General features: G+C 39.9%; 15 protein-coding genes. 13 read left to right on the top strand and 2 right to left on the bottom strand.

Annotated elements, in window-relative coordinates; genetic code table 11:
* Positions 1-5: 5 nt before the first annotated feature.
* The gene (locus FHS59_RS08580; protein ID WP_184494737.1) at positions 6-1,598 is read right to left on the bottom strand and encodes a M14 family metallopeptidase; all 1,593 of its coding nucleotides are present in this window, start codon (positions 1,596-1,598) and stop codon (positions 6-8) included.
* 214 nt (positions 1,599-1,812) lie between these two features.
* On the opposite strand from FHS59_RS08580, the gene FHS59_RS08575 reads away from it, so the two are divergent.
* From FHS59_RS08575 to FHS59_RS08530, 10 genes are all read left to right on the top strand, one after another.
* Positions 1,813-2,643 carry a universal stress protein gene (locus FHS59_RS08575; protein WP_184494736.1) on the top strand — a complete coding sequence of 277 codons (831 nt, stop codon included), beginning with the start codon at positions 1,813-1,815 and terminating at the stop codon, positions 2,641-2,643.
* Positions 2,644-2,649: 6 nt separating this feature from the next.
* Positions 2,650-3,885, top strand: a complete 1,236-nt coding sequence (locus tag FHS59_RS08570) for a cation:proton antiporter (RefSeq protein WP_184494735.1) — start codon at positions 2,650-2,652, stop codon at positions 3,883-3,885.
* A 99-nt stretch (positions 3,886-3,984) separates the two neighbouring features.
* Positions 3,985-5,013, top strand: a complete 1,029-nt coding sequence (hemH, locus tag FHS59_RS08565; protein ID WP_184494734.1) for a ferrochelatase — start codon at positions 3,985-3,987, stop codon at positions 5,011-5,013.
* 30 nt (positions 5,014-5,043) lie between these two features.
* Entirely contained in the window at positions 5,044-6,210 is a 1,167-nt protein-coding gene (locus FHS59_RS08560) for a CynX/NimT family MFS transporter (protein ID WP_184494733.1), read from the top strand.
* A gap of 57 nt (positions 6,211-6,267) precedes the next feature.
* Positions 6,268-6,870 carry a DUF2179 domain-containing protein gene (locus FHS59_RS08555; protein ID WP_184494732.1) on the top strand — a complete coding sequence of 201 codons (603 nt, stop codon included), beginning with the start codon at positions 6,268-6,270 and terminating at the stop codon, positions 6,868-6,870.
* A gap of 56 nt (positions 6,871-6,926) precedes the next feature.
* Positions 6,927-7,580, top strand: coding sequence for a tRNA1(Val) (adenine(37)-N6)-methyltransferase (locus FHS59_RS08550; protein WP_246388374.1), 654 nt, complete (start codon positions 6,927-6,929; stop codon positions 7,578-7,580).
* A gap of 240 nt (positions 7,581-7,820) precedes the next feature.
* Positions 7,821-9,278, top strand: coding sequence for an IPT/TIG domain-containing protein (locus FHS59_RS08545; RefSeq protein ID WP_184494730.1), 1,458 nt, complete (start codon positions 7,821-7,823; stop codon positions 9,276-9,278).
* Positions 9,279-9,287: 9 nt separating this feature from the next.
* On the top strand, positions 9,288-11,687 hold the full coding sequence (locus tag FHS59_RS08540) for a TonB-dependent receptor (protein WP_184494729.1): 2,400 nt from the start codon (positions 9,288-9,290) through the stop codon (positions 11,685-11,687).
* Between the two features lie 4 nt (positions 11,688-11,691).
* A complete protein-coding gene (locus FHS59_RS08535; protein WP_184494728.1) occupies positions 11,692-12,756 on the top strand; it encodes a DUF4249 domain-containing protein in 1,065 nt (354 codons plus the stop codon).
* A 19-nt stretch (positions 12,757-12,775) separates the two neighbouring features.
* A complete protein-coding gene (locus FHS59_RS08530) occupies positions 12,776-13,822 on the top strand; it encodes a DUF4249 domain-containing protein (RefSeq protein ID WP_246388373.1) in 1,047 nt (348 codons plus the stop codon).
* An 11-nt stretch (positions 13,823-13,833) separates the two neighbouring features.
* Here the strand turns inward: FHS59_RS08530 and FHS59_RS08525 are convergent, their stop codons facing one another.
* Entirely contained in the window at positions 13,834-15,177 is a 1,344-nt protein-coding gene (locus FHS59_RS08525) for a saccharopine dehydrogenase C-terminal domain-containing protein (RefSeq protein ID WP_184494726.1), read from the bottom strand.
* Positions 15,178-15,277: 100 nt separating this feature from the next.
* On the opposite strand from FHS59_RS08525, the gene FHS59_RS08520 reads away from it, so the two are divergent.
* The 3 genes from FHS59_RS08520 to FHS59_RS08510 all read left to right on the top strand — a co-directional run bounded on the left by FHS59_RS08520 (position 15,278) and on the right by FHS59_RS08510 (position 16,939).
* On the top strand, positions 15,278-15,760 hold the full coding sequence (locus FHS59_RS08520; RefSeq protein ID WP_184494725.1) for a cytidine deaminase: 483 nt from the start codon (positions 15,278-15,280) through the stop codon (positions 15,758-15,760).
* Between the two features lie 4 nt (positions 15,761-15,764).
* A complete protein-coding gene (locus FHS59_RS08515) occupies positions 15,765-16,409 on the top strand; it encodes an alpha/beta hydrolase (RefSeq protein WP_184494724.1) in 645 nt (214 codons plus the stop codon).
* Positions 16,410-16,501: 92 nt separating this feature from the next.
* Positions 16,502-16,939, top strand: coding sequence for a UPF0158 family protein (locus tag FHS59_RS08510; RefSeq protein WP_184494723.1), 438 nt, complete (start codon positions 16,502-16,504; stop codon positions 16,937-16,939).
* The last annotated feature ends 10 nt before the right edge of the window (positions 16,940-16,949 follow it).

Raw genomic sequence — 16,949 nt, 5'->3', positions numbered from 1 at the left:
AGAGATTAGAGTTTGAAAGTCGATTGAGTAAATCCTGCATGAGAAGCTCCAGCTTTAACTGAAACGTCCTCTTTTCCTTTGACAATCCAGCTGAGCTCTACTTTATCATAAGCTCCGATCACATCGATCAACTGGATTTTGTCACCTGATACAATTCGGTCTGCAGGTGCCTGCAGATCTACTCTTACTTTGCGAAGCCATCTGGATCGCTCACCCATTTGAGAGTGCGTCGGAATCGGTGAGTTGTTAAATAAATCTGCTGAAATTCTAGTCAAGCCATTTCCGATATCCTCAACTTTGACGTTATGGATTTCCAATTTTGGCTGCATTTCAGCCAATTTTAAGATGAAATCGGTATGCTCTTCAGCGATTTCTCCCACTTGGTCAAATGGTGCATTTGCCTTTACAAATGGATTAATTCCACCTACTTCCACTTTTTTTCCTGGGAAATCTGGATGCTGAATCTCTTTCCAAGGTGTATAAACGCCTTCCCATCCTAAAGAATCTGCCCATGCCAAGTAGTTGGCATCTGAGTTTGATTTGCTTTTGAATTCAGGTGTCCAATAACCTGGAGTTCCGAAGCTAAGTCTTCCAAAATGGAAATATGCCCATTGGAAAAAATCCCCGTCAGTTCCTTGGTTGGTTTGCTGATATGGTTTTTCAGAAATCGTTTCATTATAAACGCCAGAAACCATGGCGTTGAGCGCTTGATCTTTTTCAAGAATGGAGGTCACAATTCGCTTTCTGGCATCTCCAGCATTGTATTTCAATGGAGAGGAAAGATTGTTTGCCGGAGAAAATGTAACAAAAGCAAAAATGTTCCACTGATCAAAAAGGTAATCCAATAAAGCTCTCGATTCTTTTTGAGCAACAGGGATATCACCTGCCAAAGGCTCAAATACAGGGAATTTATAGGTCAAAGACTTGTTGAAAGCGATTCCTTCTGTTAAATCCTCAGCAAATTTTCCATCATGATCGTCATCTTTTGATTCTCGATACAAGGAATGTGTACCAGCTTCGCCTTTTGATCGATCTGCTTTAACCATTACCCGGTCATCGTCTTTTGAGATCACGTATTCTCCCATCGGATCTTCTACACGCATCCAAGTAATCATTCCGTTTCCATCCAGATCGGTATAGCCATTGTCGCCAGCTGTTCCATCTCTGTCATGATCTACAGACACTGCATTTCCTCTTCTCTCATACTTCAAGGCATCATGGTACTGAGCGTAAGCATCAGGAGACATGTTTGGAAACACATAAAAAGTGGTGGTTTCCAATGCGTCAACATGCTCAGAAACCAATTTCTCGGCAAACTGTAATGCAAGTTCAACACTCGTAACATGAAATCCTTCCGCACCACCTACCACTGCGATGGCCGGTTTATTGTCCACTTCACCTGTTCCTATTTTTAGAACCCAGATATCTTTTCCTCCTTCAGTTTTGGTCAGGGAAGAAAGCTCCGCAGAAGCATTTGTTCCGATTTTTTGTAAGCGTTGGTTTATCTGGGTAAGAGTTGGGTAGTCGGACTGTGCATTCGCACTTATTGACCATCCCAAGCTGCCTATCAGTAAGCCACTTAGTATTAGTTTTCTCATAAATTGTTTGGGTTTTTAAGTGTCTGGTAAATTCTGGGGAAACTCCCATTCTTCTCTTAAATTTTATAAAATTTCCTCATTTTGGAGGAAGTACTTTTTCTGCTTGCCGAAAACACACTTAAGTGGGGATTGCTCAGGATAAGTGGGGAAGATCAATTCACTTGTTGTACAGATCGGGAAATTTCGCTTATTTCATAAAAATAGAAATACTACGATGTACCACAAAATAGCCCTTGCCATAGCCTTTTCTCCTAGGATTGAGGCTTTAATTGCAGAGACCAAAAGACTGGTTTTACTTTTTGATTCAGAATTGGTTTTGATCCATGTAGGTAAAAAAACGAGTGAATTGGAAGAGAAACTGGATGACGTGATAGGCAAGGCAAAGCTATCGAGAGAGAGAACGAAAATCATCTGGAAAGAAGGTAAGCCTGGAAAGATGATTTTGGAGGCATGCCGAGATGAAGAAGTGGATCTTTTGGTAGCAGGGGCGTTAAAAAATGAAAGTTTTTTGACCTATTACTTGGGGTCTGTTGGAAGGAAAATCATTCGTAAAGCGCCTTGTTCTGTTTTGACTTTGATAGAACCAAAAGTCGAAACTACGGGTTTTTCTCAAGTGGTTTTTAATGGGACACAGACGCCAATAACACCTTTCGTAATTGAGCATGGTATTGGTTTTTCTAAAAAAGTAAAGGCGGATCAGGTTTACATCTTGAATGAAATCAAAATGTATGGTTTGCAAATGGGGACTGCTTCAGAGGATTCCGAACAGGAAGTAGCGCAAACCCGCCGTCAATTGGTGCAGGATGAGATCAAGTACGTGGAGGATATTCTAGATAAGTTGGATAAAGAGGATTTGAAGATCAACATAAAAGTAACTGGAGGAAGATGGGCAATAGAATTGGCTCGTTTTTGTGAAAAAATCAACGCTGACTTGTTGGTGGTAGGAGATGAGCACAAGCTCAATTTCTTTGATAGAATATTTCCGCATGACCTTGAGGACCTGTTGAGTACTTTGCCTTGTAATTTGTTAATCGTTAAAAAATAATCTCCCATGGAAACATTAAACCATAAGGAGGTTATCAATTTACTCCTCCAGCTTGCAGCCATGCTGATCATGGCAAGAGTCTTCGCAGAATTAGCACGAAAGTTTAAACTACCAGCAGTGGTCGGCGAGATTATCGCTGGGATCATTTTAGGTCCCACAATCTTGGGAACGCTGTTTCCAGGAGCTCAAGATTACTTATTCGGTTCACATGAAATGGCCAATGTGGCTTTAGATGGTTTTGTCCAGATTTCCGTGGTCCTTTTATTGTTTATAGCAGGCTTGGAAGTTGAACTTCAAGTCGTATGGAATCAAGGTAAAAACGCCTTGAAAATTGCCACTGCTTCGATGGTCTTGCCCATTATAGCAGGGTTTGTATTAGCCTATGCATTTCCTGAGTTTTTGGGCGTGAATATCAATGACAGGGCTGTTGCATCGACCTTTTTTGGTTTGGCGATTTCCATTACAGCTTTGGCAGTAGTGGCCCGGATTTTAATGGATTTGGGGATATTTAAGACTCAAACAGGTCTTTTGATTATAGCTGCGGCAATGATCGTGGACATTTTAGGTTGGATTGTATTTTCTGTGATATTGTCACTTTCTGAATCAGGGGCAGAAGGGCTTGGTGTTTGGCCAACCATTGGGCTGACCTTGTTCTTTACCTTCTTTATGCTGACGCTAGGTAAAGGTATGATCAATGGAGTTTTGCCTTGGATCAATAAGAATTTGGCATGGCCAGGTGGTTTACTTTCTTTGTCATTGGCCATCTGTTTCCTGGCTGCTTCTTTTACTGAGTTTATCGGGATTCATGCCATTTTCGGAGCATTTATCATCGGAGTAGCTTTGGGTGATTCTGAATACCTAACAGAGAAAGCCAAGGAAATTCTCCACCAGTTTATCAATAATATTTTCGCACCGATATTTTTTGTTTCCATTGGACTCAAAGTCAATTTCGTTGAGGCATTTGATCCGGGAGTCACTGGTGTGGTGGTAATTTTGGGATTGTTGGCGAAGTATTTTGGAGCATATATCGGAGGTCGATATGCCGGAATTTCGAGAAAAGAATCGATAATTGTTGGATTTGGTCTGAGTACCAGAGGAAGTATGGATATCATCTTGGGATTGATCGCTTTAGAGACTGGTTTGGTGTCGGAATCCCTGTTTATTGGATTGGTAATTTTGGCTTTGATTTCCAGCATTGGATCTGGTCCAGCTATGAATTGGGCTCAAAAGCTCAAAATGTGAGTTGATATTTCAATGACACATTTAAAAGATCAATTGGCTTAAGTTAACAATCGGATGTAATTTTGGGTTGTCAATCGAATTACCCACAATCAAATAAAAATGGTCAAAACCGGAAAAACCGGCGTATTGCTGGTCAATTTGGGAACTCCCGATAGTACGGCTACTGGAGATGTAAGGAAGTATTTGCGTGAATTCCTGATGGATGGACGAGTGATTGATATCCCTGCAATCCCTAGGTGGATGCTAGTGAATTTAATTATTGCACCTTTTCGTTCTCCCAAATCCGCTGCGGAATACCGGAAACTTTGGACAGATAGAGGATCTCCTTTGCTTTTTCATACAGAGGACCTCAAAGCAAAACTGATTCAAAAATTGGACGCTTCTGACTATGTCGTGGCAATGGGCATGCGCTACCAAAGTCCTTCTATAGAATCTGCGCTGGAAGAATTAATGAAGGCGAAAGTCAAAAAAATTATTGTTGTTCCTTTATTTCCACAATATGCTTCAGCGACCAATGGTTCGGTAATCGACAAGGTCATGGAAATCGCCAGAGGATGGCAGATTATCCCTGAAATTACGTTTATCAGTAATTTTATTGAGCATCCATTATTTGTCAAAGCCTGGAAAGAACTAGGGCAGGAAATGATGGAAAAGCGTGAATATGACCGCTATTTATTCTCCTATCATGGGCTTCCTGAGCGACAGATTAAAAAAGGGTCGGTTGATAATTATTGTCAACTTGGAGGATGCTGTAATAAGTATGGTCCAAATAATCAATTCTGCTATAGAGCTCAATGTTTTCAAACCACTCGTTTGATTGCAGAGCAGCTTGGGTTACCTGCGGAAAAAGTAGTGACTTGTTTTCAGTCCCGACTAGGAAACGATCCTTGGGTTCAGCCATACACGGAGGACATGATCAAAAAGCTGTCTGGTGAAGGAGTGAAAAAAGTATTGGTGTTTTCACCCGCCTTTGTGGCAGATTGTCTGGAAACTACGGTAGAAGTGGGGCAGGAATACAAAGAGCAATTTGAAGAGCAAGGTGGAGAACATTGGGATTTGGTTCCAAGTTTAAACTCAAGAGATACTTGGGTAGATTGTGTGGTAGACTTAGTTCATTCCAAAACCTGATTTCAGTCTTCTAATTTTTGATCCACTACCTTGTCTAAAGCCCTGCCTTCCCAGTCACTTCTGATCACCGGAATTCTTTTGATTTCTATCAATCTCAGGACTTCCATTGCTTCAGTAGGACCGCTAATTCCTTTTATCCGAGAGGACCTTGGGCTTTCCAATGGACTGGCAGGATTTCTGACCACCTTGCCTTTATTGACATTTGCGACCTTTTCGCTTTTTGCACCTGCAATAGGGAAAAAGTTGGGAATGGGACGAGCTGTGTTTTTGGGGATTTTAATTTTGACGATTGGAGTAGTCCTTAGAGTTCTGGGGGGCATCGAACTCTTACTTTTTGGTACTGCTCTCACAGGAATAGGAATTGTGATTGCTAATGTTTTGTTGATTCCCCTGATCAAAGTAAGACTACCTCAAAAGCTGGGATTAATGACAGCCCTTTTGGCAACCATGATGTCCTTGTTTGCAGCTATTGCTGCAGGATTTTCAGTGCCAATAGCGGTAGATCTGAATTTTGGTTGGAGAGGATCTTTATCTTCTTGGGCTATTTTTATGGTCATAGCTTTATTTTTTTGGATTCCTCAATTGACCAGACCAAAGGCAGGAATGAGTACCAGCTTGGCAAAGGCTAAAAATGTCTGGAAATCAAAACTCGCCTGGCAAATCACCATTTTTATGGGCTGCCAATCGGTGATGTATTTTACTTTGACAGCTTGGCTTCCAGATATGCTGATAGCCAGAGGCTGGTCACCGGTAGAAGCTGGGGCAGTTTCCTCCATTATGCAATTGATTTCTTTGGTGGGTTCTTACTTTGCACCATCCATATTGATCCGATTAAAGGAACAGTCAGGAGTGATTTTAGGGGTAGGGATAGGCTATATTATCGGATTTTTAGGGCTTTTTTTAGAGTCAGAAATAATGACTTATCTGTCACTCACGGTGATTGGATTGGGAATGGGAGCTAGTTTGAGCATCGCATATACATTGATTTCACTCAGGACAGCAGAGGATCAGACTACTGCTAAACTCTCCGCGATGGTTCAATCTTCCGGCTATTATCTTGCTGCATTAGGTCCGATTTTATTTGGGGTTTCTTTGGACCTGTTTGGTTCTTGGAATATCCTGATCTGGTTTTTGATTTTTTTCTCGGTTTTGTTTACCGGATTTGGGATGGCTGCAGGAAGAGATCTGAAGATCTGATAGGTTTAAATCCACCTGCATTCCTTAATTTTGCCTGACCTTTAAATAGACTGAATCATGCAAGAATTTATGCTTTCCTTAGGCGTATCAGAGAATTTATTCAACTATCTGATTATGCCTCTTCTGATTTTTACTGCTAGGGTCGGAGATGTATCGATCAATACGCTTCGCATCATGTTTATGATGAATGGGAAGAAAAACATCGCACCAATTCTTGGGTTTTTTGAGGCACTCATTTGGTTATTGGCGATTGGTCAGATTTTTCAGAATATTTCCAATCCTATGTCCTATATCGCATATGCAGCTGGCTTTGGTACAGGAACATATGTAGGGATGTTTTTTGAGGAAAAACTCGCTTTGGGAAGAGTGCTGGTTCGAATCATCACTCCAAAACCAAATCCTGAATTGATGGAATATATGAAGGAGGAGAATTTCCGATTTACAAACGTAGGTGCGGAAGGAAGATATGGGAAAGTGCAGTTGACCTTCACTGTTATGAAAAGAGATGCCTTGGCAAAATTCATTGAGAAAGTAAAAAGCTTGGATGAAAAAGCATTTTATACCATCGAGAGTGTCAAAAGAGTTTCTGAGGATGATCTGAACGTAATGGATGACAAGCCAAGATTTAATTTGAGTTTTCTCAGTAAAGTTAGAACCTGATGCCCAACACTTGGTTTCAGTTTCAACAATTCAGGGTGCATCAGGATCGATGCGCTATGAAAATCAGCACCGATGCAGTCTTACTAGGTGGATTGGCAACCTCTCAAAACCCGAATAGAATTTTGGATGTGGGAACTGGGACAGGTGTGATTGCATTAATGCTCGCCCAGCGACATACAGATTCCATATTGACAGCCGTAGAACTTGATGAATCTGCTGCAAAGCAGGCCCAAGGGAATTTTTCCGAAAGCAAGTTTAAAGATAGGCTCACTCTCTGGCAGGGATTTTTTCAGGATTTTAAATCCGATCAATCTTTTGATTTAATAGTCAGCAACCCGCCCTATTTTCCGGATCATTTAAAAGCGAAAGATTCAAAAAGGAATCAGGCATTACACACCGATTCCCTTTCTTTTGAAGAATTGGCGGGGAAAGTATCAAGATTACTTTCCGATTCAGGTATGTTTTGGGTGATTTTGCCAGAGCGGCAAATGTTGGATTTTGTATTGATCGCCGAGGGACATGGTTTATTCCCTAGAATAAAGTTCGTCATCCGAGATAGACCAGGTCAAAAAGTAATACGTGAAATAGTAAGTTTTTCATTCCAGAAATCAGGAATTGAGATTGTAGAAATTTTTATAAAAAATGAAGATGGTTCTTCGCATGAAACTTACAGGAACATTGTGAAAGGCTTTTTACTCGAGTTTATTTAAGGACTCCTTTTGGCATAAGGTTGGGAATGATTGGAATCACATTTTGAAATTCTGTCAAAAAAAAATATTAAATTCTTTATTTTTTTACCCTCTCTTTTCAATAAAGTATTGTTTTTATTGCTGATTCTATAATTTTTTGCCCTAATATTCTAAATAACTCAATTTTTAAATTCAAGTCATCTTGTTTAAGATGCGGATTTCTATATTTTTGGTTGAATTTTAATTTCTACCAAATACTCTATGCGAAAACTTCTATCTCTGAGCATTTTACTATTGCTTTTCACGGGATGGGCTTGCACTGACGAAGAAACTGACTCTGTTATTTTGGTGACCGAAGAGGTCCTGTATACGAGTAGTGAAAATGTCAGGATTCTAGGTCGATTGTTAACCAATCAGAACATTAGTCTTAGCGACCATGGTTTTTATCTTTCTGAGGATGAAAATTTTTCCTCCCCAATCATTATTTCATTGGGTGTTAAAGAAGGACCGGGAAAATTTATTGGTGAGTCTAACGGATTCACTAATTCTAAAACCTATTTCGCAAAAGCCTTTATGGACTTAGGCGGAGAAATCCAATTCGGTAATATCATTGAATTGAAAACGCTGAGTCCTGTAATCAATTCATACTCTCCCGCATTTGGACTGGTAGGAAATGAAATGATCATATTAGGTCAAAATTTCACAGAAGACACTCGAGTATTTTTCGGAAATTCTGAAGCGGCAATCACCAAGATCGATTTTGAATCCAGGCTTCATGTGACAATTCCTCCAGCTTCTGGGGTATCAGTTCCTATCAGAGTGGAGGTTCAAGACAAGATTCTCACTTTTCCTATAAATTTTGAATACCAGATCGGTACATATGAATTGATAAGTAAGTTTCCTGAATCTGTTAGAATTTATGATAATGTATTTTTTCAAACAACGGCAGGTTTAAATGTCGGTTTGGGAACGGTATCAAAAAACAGTTTCTACACTAAAATCCAACAATTCGAAATAGGCTCGAAGACATGGAAAGAAATGCCTTTCCCAGGCAGTCCAAGATCCTTTGCGTTTTCTACAAAAAATTATCTGGGAGGAGGTTCTGCAGGATTGGTTCCAAATCCATATGAGGTTAATTATTCTTTTTGGAAGATTAATGAGGGAAATTTTGAACAGCTAAAAGATCTACCATTTGAAAGTTTAGAATCGATCGCATTCGAATCAAATGGGAGTCTTTATGTTTTGGGAGGTAAAACAGGAAATGTTTTTGGACTTAGAAAGTATAACCCTAATACTGGATCCTGGTCATTTTTACCGGATAGTCCTGTCTCTTTTAATGCAAGTAATGCCAACTTTGTTTATCAAAATAATCTTTATGTGATTGATAGTGAGGCTAATCTTTGGCTATATACCACTTCATCTGGAGTCTGGTCTAAAATAGGCGTCTATCCTGGATCACTTGGCCAAGGGTATGGTTTGGGGCAAGTAATTGGGAATAAGGCTTATGTGGGATTATTTAAGAGAGTAAGTTCAATTTGGGAATTGGATTTGAATTCAATGAAGTGGACTTCGAAAAATGATATTTCTGGTTTTCCTCAGGACTTTACAGTGGCACATTTCGAAAAAGATGGATTCCTATACATTATGAGAATGCCTGAAATTACGCTCGCAGGAAACTACCCAATCAATTTGTACAAGTTTGACCCTAATGGACTTTAATCGCAGATTATGAAAAAACTATTACTCGTTTTCTTTTTGCTCCTAAGCCATTTGGGATTCTCCCAAACTGAGGTAAAACGTGAAGTTGTCGGGAGAGATATTGGTCAGTTGAAAGGAATTAAGATTTCAGGAAGAATCATTGATGAAATTACCGGAGATGCTCTTGTAGGAGCGACAGTCACTGTACCGGAATTGGAAATCAACCGAATTACCGATAATAATGGCTCATTTGAACTGATTTTAGATAGAGCGGAATACAATCTTCAGTTCCGATATGTAGGATATACCACTATCGATTATCCGATCACAGCTGTAGGAGATGGGCGTATTTCCATTAAGATGCTCCAGGAAGATTTCCAGCTGGATGATGTTGTGATTTATGGAAGTGATCCGGAAAAGAATATCCGATCCACTGACATGGGTGCGATTACCATGAGCATGAATACCATGCGAGAGTTGCCTCCATTTTTGGGGGAAGTGGATATCATCAGATCCATGGCTACACTTCCAGGCGTGAGTCAGGTTGGAGAGGCTTCTGCAGGTCTGAATGTCAGAGGCGGCGGTGCTGACCAAAATTTGATCCAGTTTGCAGGTGCCCCAATTTATAACCCTACCCACCTTTTTGGTTTGTTTACCTCATTTAATGCTGACGCGGTAAATGGAGTTACTCTTTATAAATCTGTGATACCGGCGAGATTTGGAGGAAGAGGTTCTTCAATCTTGGATATTCAGCCAAAGGCAGGTTCTATTGCTAAGTGGGGTGGCGATTTGATGGTCAGTAATTTCTCCGGGAAAGTTGGATTCAATGGACCTATTGTAAAAGATAAAGTTTCCATACGTGGAGGTTTCAGAGGTTCTTATATCAATTGGTTTTTGGGAGCTCTGAGCAATCCCGATCTGAAAAACTCACAGGCTAATTTCTATGATGGAAACTTGGTGATTTCTGCTCCAATATCTGAGAAAAATGAATTCACTTATAGCTACTATACTTCCTATGATGATTTTGCTTTTTCCTCAGACACCACAGTATCTTGGAAAAATAACAGCCATTCCCTTCAGTGGAAGAGTATCGTCAATGATCAGATTGGATTTGAAGTTTTAGGGTATTATACCCAATATGATTACAGTATTTTCAACCGTTCCGGAATCAATGATTTTGACCTCAACTCAGGCATCAAAGATTACGGAATAAAAGCATATCTCTATTATCAATTCAGCGAAACCAATAAAGTAACTGTGGGTGGTGATTTCAAAAATCTGGAATTGCAACCTGGAGACTTGGTGCCTTCTATGGGTGAGGAATCCGGGATTTTACCGAAAAAGGTGCAGGATGAATTTGGCAGGGAATCCGGAGTGCATTTTCAGCATGAATTTGAAATCGGAGAGAAATTCGGGATGTCCTATGGTGCGAGGTATGATATGTATAGCTATTTCGGGCCTAGAATAGTTCGTCAATATGGTGAAAATCAGCCTATTTCTGATGGAAACGCGATTGGTGAAACTACTTATGGGGATGGGGATGAAATCCAGAATTATACAGGTTTAGGACCAAGAGGTTCTTTGCGCTATTCATTTTCGAAATCCAGCTCTATCAAGCTTGGATATAATAAAATGTACCAGTTTATCCACTTGATTTCTAACACTGCGACCATTGCACCGACAGATGTTTGGAAGCTGAGTGATAATTTCCTGAAGCCACAGATTGTAGATCAGGTTTCTTTTGGATTCTATAACAATTTCAGAGGAAACATCTTTGAAACTTCCATCGAGGTTTATTACAAAGACATTCAAAATGTGATTGAATACAAGGATGGTGCAAACCTGATTTTGCAGAATAACATTGAAACGGAATTGGTGCCGGCAAATGGCAGAGCATACGGTGTAGAATTGTATGTCAAAAAGAATCTGGGAAGATTGACAGGTTGGGTTTCCTATACTTACTCCAGAAGTTTAAGACAAGTGATCACTCCATTTGAAGAGGAGATTATCAATGATGGTGACTGGTATGCTTCCAATTTTGACAAACCGCATGATGTTACTCTGATCGGTAATTATAAGGTCAGTACCAATACTTCTATTTCAGCAACCTTTGGATATAGCACAGGAAGACCGGTGACATTCCCAGAGGCAAAATTTGACTATTCCGGCAATTCACTCGCTTATTTCAATAGAAGAAATGAGCAGCGCCTGCCAGATTTCCATCGTTTGGATTTGGCTGTGAATTTCAAGCTCAACGGAAAAGGAAAATTCTTTGACGGAGACTGGACATTCTCAATTCTAAACGTATATGGTCGCAAGAATCCATTCTCATTATTCTTTGTAGACCAACTAGGAGCGCCACCACAGGCATTGAAACTTGCCGTTTTGGGTGTTCCTCTTCCAAGTATTAGTTATTCCATCAAGTTTTAATCAGATGCTTCGCAAATTTCTTTATCTATTGATAATTCTGCCGCTGGCTTCCTGTATTGAGCCTTACTCTGTGACTGTGGAGGAAGGCGCTCAATTGCTAACAGTAGATGGAATGATTACCTCTGGACCAGGACCTCATTTGATCAAATTGACCAGGAGTGATACCTATGGGAGTGTTTTTGAAGGATTGATTAGACCGGTTGGCAATGCCACTGTAATCATAAGAGATGATTTGGGACAGGTAACTTTCCTTTCCGAAAATGTTGAAGATCGTGGAATTTATGCTACGCCCGCAGATTTCTCGGCTACAGTTGGGCGGACCTACACTCTCCAAATACAAACAATTGACGGGAAGGTGTATACCTCATTACCTGAGCGAGTAGAGTCAGTTCCTGAAATCAAGGATATTGACCTTAAGGTAATTAAAATCGCTGTAGAAGGTGAGACCTTGGAAAGGTCCGGAGTTCAGCTGATCGCAGAATTCGATGATCCCTCTGACCAGAATAATTTTTATTTCTGGAAAACAGGAGAATCTACATTTGTGCTTAAAACCAGACCTGATTTATATACTCCTAGACCTTCAGATACAAACACAAGTAGAGATCCGCAGCCAAAGGATTGTTGCATTACTTGTTACAAAACTGAGCAACTGGGAAATGAAGGAATATACCTGGCACAAGATGATAACTTCAATGGACTGAGTACATCTGCTGCTGCAGGGTTTATAGAGGATGATGGAAACAGATTTGTCGATACCTATCGGACAGATTTAAAACAATTCAGTGTTTCTCAGGAGGCATATCGATTCCTTAGATTGGTGAAGCAGCAAACTGAAATATCCGGATCAGTTTTCGATCCTCCACCTGCAAATATTAGGGGAAATATGATCAGTTTGGATGATCCTGAGGAAGTGGTTTTGGGCTATTTCATTGCCGCAGGCGAAATAAGCAAACGAGTGTACATTGATGGAAATCAATTGGATTATAGACAGCCAGAAGTGATAATCCCTGATGATTGTAGAGAAGTGGAAGGGGCGCAATTAGAGCCTCCATTGGACTGGAATCCTTGATATTTTGAACTTAGAATTATTGAAAAAGTATTTATACCTAGCCGTAATTGTTTTATTTGGCTGCATTGAACCATATGATGTTTCCATTGAAGATGGACCTCAATTGCTGACTATCGAAGGCATGGTTACCAATGGTTCAGGGCCACACATCATCAAACTGTCGAGAAGTGATACCTATGGAAGTGTATTTGAAGGATTAATCCGACCTGTCGCCGGAGCCACAGTTATTATCCGGGACGATTTAGGAGGGGTAACCTTCTTAAATGAGGACAATGAAAATCGTGGGAGTTACTTGACCTCTGCGGCTTTTTCGGGAGAGGTAGGGAGAAGTTATACTTTACAGATTCAGCTTCTTGATGGAAAGGTGTATACTTCCCTCCCAGAAAAACTAACAGCAGTTCCTGAGATTCAGGAATTGGGATTTAGAGTAGAAAGAGTTCCTGTTCAAGGTGAATTAAATGATGATTCTGCAATTCAGCTTGTTGCAGCTTTTCAAGATCCTGCTGATGAGAATAATTTTTATTATTGGAGAAAAGGAGAGTCTGTATATGTCTTAGAAACCAGGCCCGATTTATATCATGAACCACCTCCTAGCAGGGCTCCAGCTCCTAAAGACTGCTGTGAGGTTTGTTTTAAATCTGAACAAACAAGTAACTCGTCTATATTTATCGCTCAAGATGATAATTTTAATGGGCTGACTACTCGTCTTCCTGTAGCTGTTATTTTAGATGATGGTTTGCGGTTTTTGAATACGTTCAGGGTTGACCTGGAGCAATATAGTATTTCGCAGGAGGCCTATCGTTTCCTAAGATTAGTCAAGCAGCAGGCTGAGTTGAGCGGCTCAGTATTTGATCCACCACCAGCAAATATTCGTGGCAATATGATCAGTTTGGATAACCCTGATGAAGTGGTTTTAGGGTTTTTTATGGCCGCAGGCGAAACCTCTAGAAGAATTTATATCAATGAATCAGAATTGGATTATAAACAGCCGAGAGCGATCATTCCGGATGATTGTCGAGTAGTAGAAAACTCTCAACTCGACCCTCCTGCGGACTGGAATCCTTAAAAAAAGCTCAATTAAAGTTGGGCTTTTTCAATAAATCGAATTCCGAATTCTTCCAGTTTTTCTAAGATAGGCTCGTAGATTTCCGGGATAACCGGGACGTGTAAACCAGTCAATTTAATCTTACCTTCTAAAAAAAGATCTACGGATATAGCTAATGGTAGGCCAACGGTTTTTGCCATGGCTGTATAAGTTGCATCTTCACCAAAAGCCACCAGGCTGGAATTAATTTTCTTAATTCCATCTTTTGTTTGAACTTCAAACAAGTGCTGCATCACGATCATATCTTTATCCTCAGGATAAAGTTTCCAGTCTTCCTCTAAAATTGATTGTAGAATTTCAGCTGGACTTCCAGTTGTTTTCGGAAGCTTTCTATTACCAAAAAATCCTAGCCATTGAATCTTTTCAAAGGTCGGGAAATCCATATCTGGAATGGCCTCGGCAAGTTTTTCTTCTACTGAAAGTGACTCATGGTATGGTAGGAATGAATTTAAAAATTGCTTCAAAGTACTTCCTGAGGGCAAATTCATTCTAAACGAATCATCGGTCAACCCCAACTGAACGAAAACATCCCAAGCTTTGCAATAGCCAGCACGTCTGAGTGTGCCACGAAGCATGGTTTGAATGTTTTCCAGACCATATACTTTTCGATAGCTTAAGGAATCCCGATTTGGATAGCCGTCAAAATCACCCAACCGATCAAAATGGATGGTTTCCGTTCTCTTAAAAACCTGATGGTAAGGAACGTATTTCAGATCGCCTTTTTCGATGTATTGTGAAGTTCCTTTTCCCGCCAAAACAACATTTCTTGGGTTCCAGGTGAATTTATACTTCCATGGATTGTCCTCGCTTATCGGTGCCAAAAGCCCTCCGCAATAAGATTTAAATGATAGAATTTCATCTCCTTTTGACTTGGCCTCGTGAATGATTTTCATTGCTGACATGTGATCGATCCCGGGGTCAAGTCCGCATTCGTTGAGAAAAAATAAGCTTTTGGCTTCGATTTCAGGTTTTAACTCTCGAAGTTCCTCTGATTCATAAGAGGCCGAGAAAAAGTGTTTTCCAAGTTTTAAACAATCTTTTGCGACGATGGGGTGCATGAATGCAGGAAGCATAGAAATCACTAAATCAGCTTTTTCTATCAATGCTAAACGATCTTTTTCATTATCTATATCCAGAGACTGAGCTTTGGTGCATGGCTTGCCTTTGAGTTTTGATTTGGCAAGCTCTAAGTTTAAATCTGCAAGAATGAGCTCTCTGTTATTGTTTTCACAAGTATCAGCTAAATAATCGATGAGATAGGATGAGGATTTCCCGGCTCCTAGAATTAAAATGGTTTGGGTACTTATTGCCGTCATGATTGTAAATTGGCTATTAAATTCATTCTAGAAAAGGATTGGTAACTAAAATAAGAACTATTCACTACTTTGTCCGTTAGGAAAATTCCAAGACAAAAACATGGCGAAAAAAATCACAATATCTGCAGAGCTGGAAGAGCTGAGTTGGGAGGAATTATCCATTTCTGAAAGGGAATTGGTGGTTGAGGCAAAGAAAATCAGCCAAGATGCCTATGCTCCTTATTCGAATTTTCAGGTTGGAGCTTCGATTTTGATGAAGTCAGGAATCGTTTTAAAGTCCAGCAACCAGGAGAATGTAAGTTTCCCGGTTGGTGTTTGTGCTGAGCGATTACTATTGGGTTTTGCAGGAGCCAATCACCCAAATGATCCTGTCTTGCAAATGGCCATAGTAGCAAAAAAAATAGGTCAAGAAAAATGGGCCACAGTTTCACCTTGTGGACTTTGCAGACAGACGATTAGCGAGACTGAGATGCGCTTTGGTCAAGCCATTGAGCTTCTGATTTTATTACCTAATGGAAATGTGATAAAGGTTCCGGGAATTCAGGCTTTGTTGCCATTTAAATTTGAGGATCTCAATGGGTAATTTTTTGAAAAAGAAAATCAAAGTCACTTACCAAGCTGAGTATTGTCTTTCACACGAACCAACGTTCGACGAAAGTGAAGTATGGGTCGTTTTTCATGGATATGGACAGTTGGCCGAATTTTTTATAAGGAAATTTATGCCTTTTGAAAGTGAGGATCGCTTGTTTGTAGCTCCTGAGGCTACGAATTATTCTTATCTAAAGGATTATAAAGGGAGAGTTGGGGCTAATTGGATGACAAGCCATGAGCGGGAGCTTGCCATTGAAAATAACCACCGGTATCTAGATCAGCTTGTGAACGAGCTTCTCGAAAAATTTGAAAATCCTCCAGCGGTAAATGTATTTGGTTTTTCGCAAGGAGTTGCCACCGCCACCCGTTGGGCAAGCCGATGGAATGGGAACGTCAATAAATTTATCCTTTGGGCAGGGGGCTTTGCCCGTGATTTGGATTTGAAAGTGAGCAATGAAAAATTTGAGAAGACGGAATTTATCAGTGTCTTGGGAGATCAGGATGAATTTGTAAACTCAGAAATACTCAAAAAGCAGGGTGAACTAGAAAAAGCACTTGGAAAAGAAGTCAAAAAAATAAGTTTTAAAGGTGGTCATATTATTGATTCTGAGGTTTTAAGTCAGATTTTTGAAAATATTTGAGAAATAAATTAGGGAATTTCAATTCAGCAGTTAAAAACAATTTGATGCAAATTTGACATTCACTATTTTTCGAAAAATTTTGTAACTCATTCATGTTTTCGCTTACTGAAAAAGAGGTAGGATTGATTTCTACCCAATTGCTGAAGGGCAATGTGTGTTTCTATCAAATCGATAAAAAGAAGATTCATCACATGCCTGATGACGAAGATTATTTCAACTATGACCTTACTGAAGAAGAGGAGGATATACTAGACGAAATAGAAGATAATCCTGAGAATTTTGCTGAATTCACCAAAATGGAGCCAGCACAAGAGCATCAGATGATGCAGGATTTTATTGATCGGAAAGTCAAAGAAAAAAATCTGGCAGAGGACTTAGTCAATGCGCTTAGCAAGCCTAAGGCTGCAACTGGTTTTAAGTTTTTGATTGATGATTCAAAGTATAAAAATGAATGGACAGAATATCGTCAATCGAAATATCAAGATTGGGTAAAAGAGCAGGTAGATAGCTTCAATTACTCAGAAGAATAAATGTAAACCG

Origin of the sequence: Algoriphagus iocasae, assembly GCF_014206875.1 — a bacterium.
Classification (GTDB): Bacteria; Bacteroidota; Bacteroidia; order Cytophagales; family Cyclobacteriaceae; genus Algoriphagus; species Algoriphagus iocasae.
This window is presented reverse-complemented; position numbering and strand designations above follow the sequence as displayed.

What these genes read in the sequence shown, in the direction of transcription:
- FHS59_RS08580 (WP_184494737.1), bottom strand. Translation starts at nt 1,598, where the DNA reads ATGAGAAAACTAATACTAAGTGGCTTACTGATAGGCAGCTTGGGATGG.
- FHS59_RS08575 (WP_184494736.1), top strand. Translation starts at nt 1,813, where the DNA reads ATGTACCACAAAATAGCCCTTGCCATAGCCTTTTCTCCTAGGATTGAG.
- FHS59_RS08570 (WP_184494735.1), top strand. Translation starts at nt 2,650, where the DNA reads ATGGAAACATTAAACCATAAGGAGGTTATCAATTTACTCCTCCAGCTT.
- hemH (WP_184494734.1), top strand. Translation starts at nt 3,985, where the DNA reads ATGGTCAAAACCGGAAAAACCGGCGTATTGCTGGTCAATTTGGGAACT.
- FHS59_RS08555 (WP_184494732.1), top strand. Translation starts at nt 6,268, where the DNA reads ATGCAAGAATTTATGCTTTCCTTAGGCGTATCAGAGAATTTATTCAAC.
- FHS59_RS08550 (WP_246388374.1), top strand. Translation starts at nt 6,927, where the DNA reads ATGAAAATCAGCACCGATGCAGTCTTACTAGGTGGATTGGCAACCTCT.
- FHS59_RS08545 (WP_184494730.1), top strand. Translation starts at nt 7,821, where the DNA reads ATGCGAAAACTTCTATCTCTGAGCATTTTACTATTGCTTTTCACGGGA.
- FHS59_RS08540 (WP_184494729.1), top strand. Translation starts at nt 9,288, where the DNA reads ATGAAAAAACTATTACTCGTTTTCTTTTTGCTCCTAAGCCATTTGGGA.
- FHS59_RS08535 (WP_184494728.1), top strand. Translation starts at nt 11,692, where the DNA reads ATGCTTCGCAAATTTCTTTATCTATTGATAATTCTGCCGCTGGCTTCC.
- FHS59_RS08525 (WP_184494726.1), bottom strand. Translation starts at nt 15,177, where the DNA reads ATGACGGCAATAAGTACCCAAACCATTTTAATTCTAGGAGCCGGGAAA.
- FHS59_RS08520 (WP_184494725.1), top strand. Translation starts at nt 15,278, where the DNA reads ATGGCGAAAAAAATCACAATATCTGCAGAGCTGGAAGAGCTGAGTTGG.
- FHS59_RS08510 (WP_184494723.1), top strand. Translation starts at nt 16,502, where the DNA reads ATGTTTTCGCTTACTGAAAAAGAGGTAGGATTGATTTCTACCCAATTG.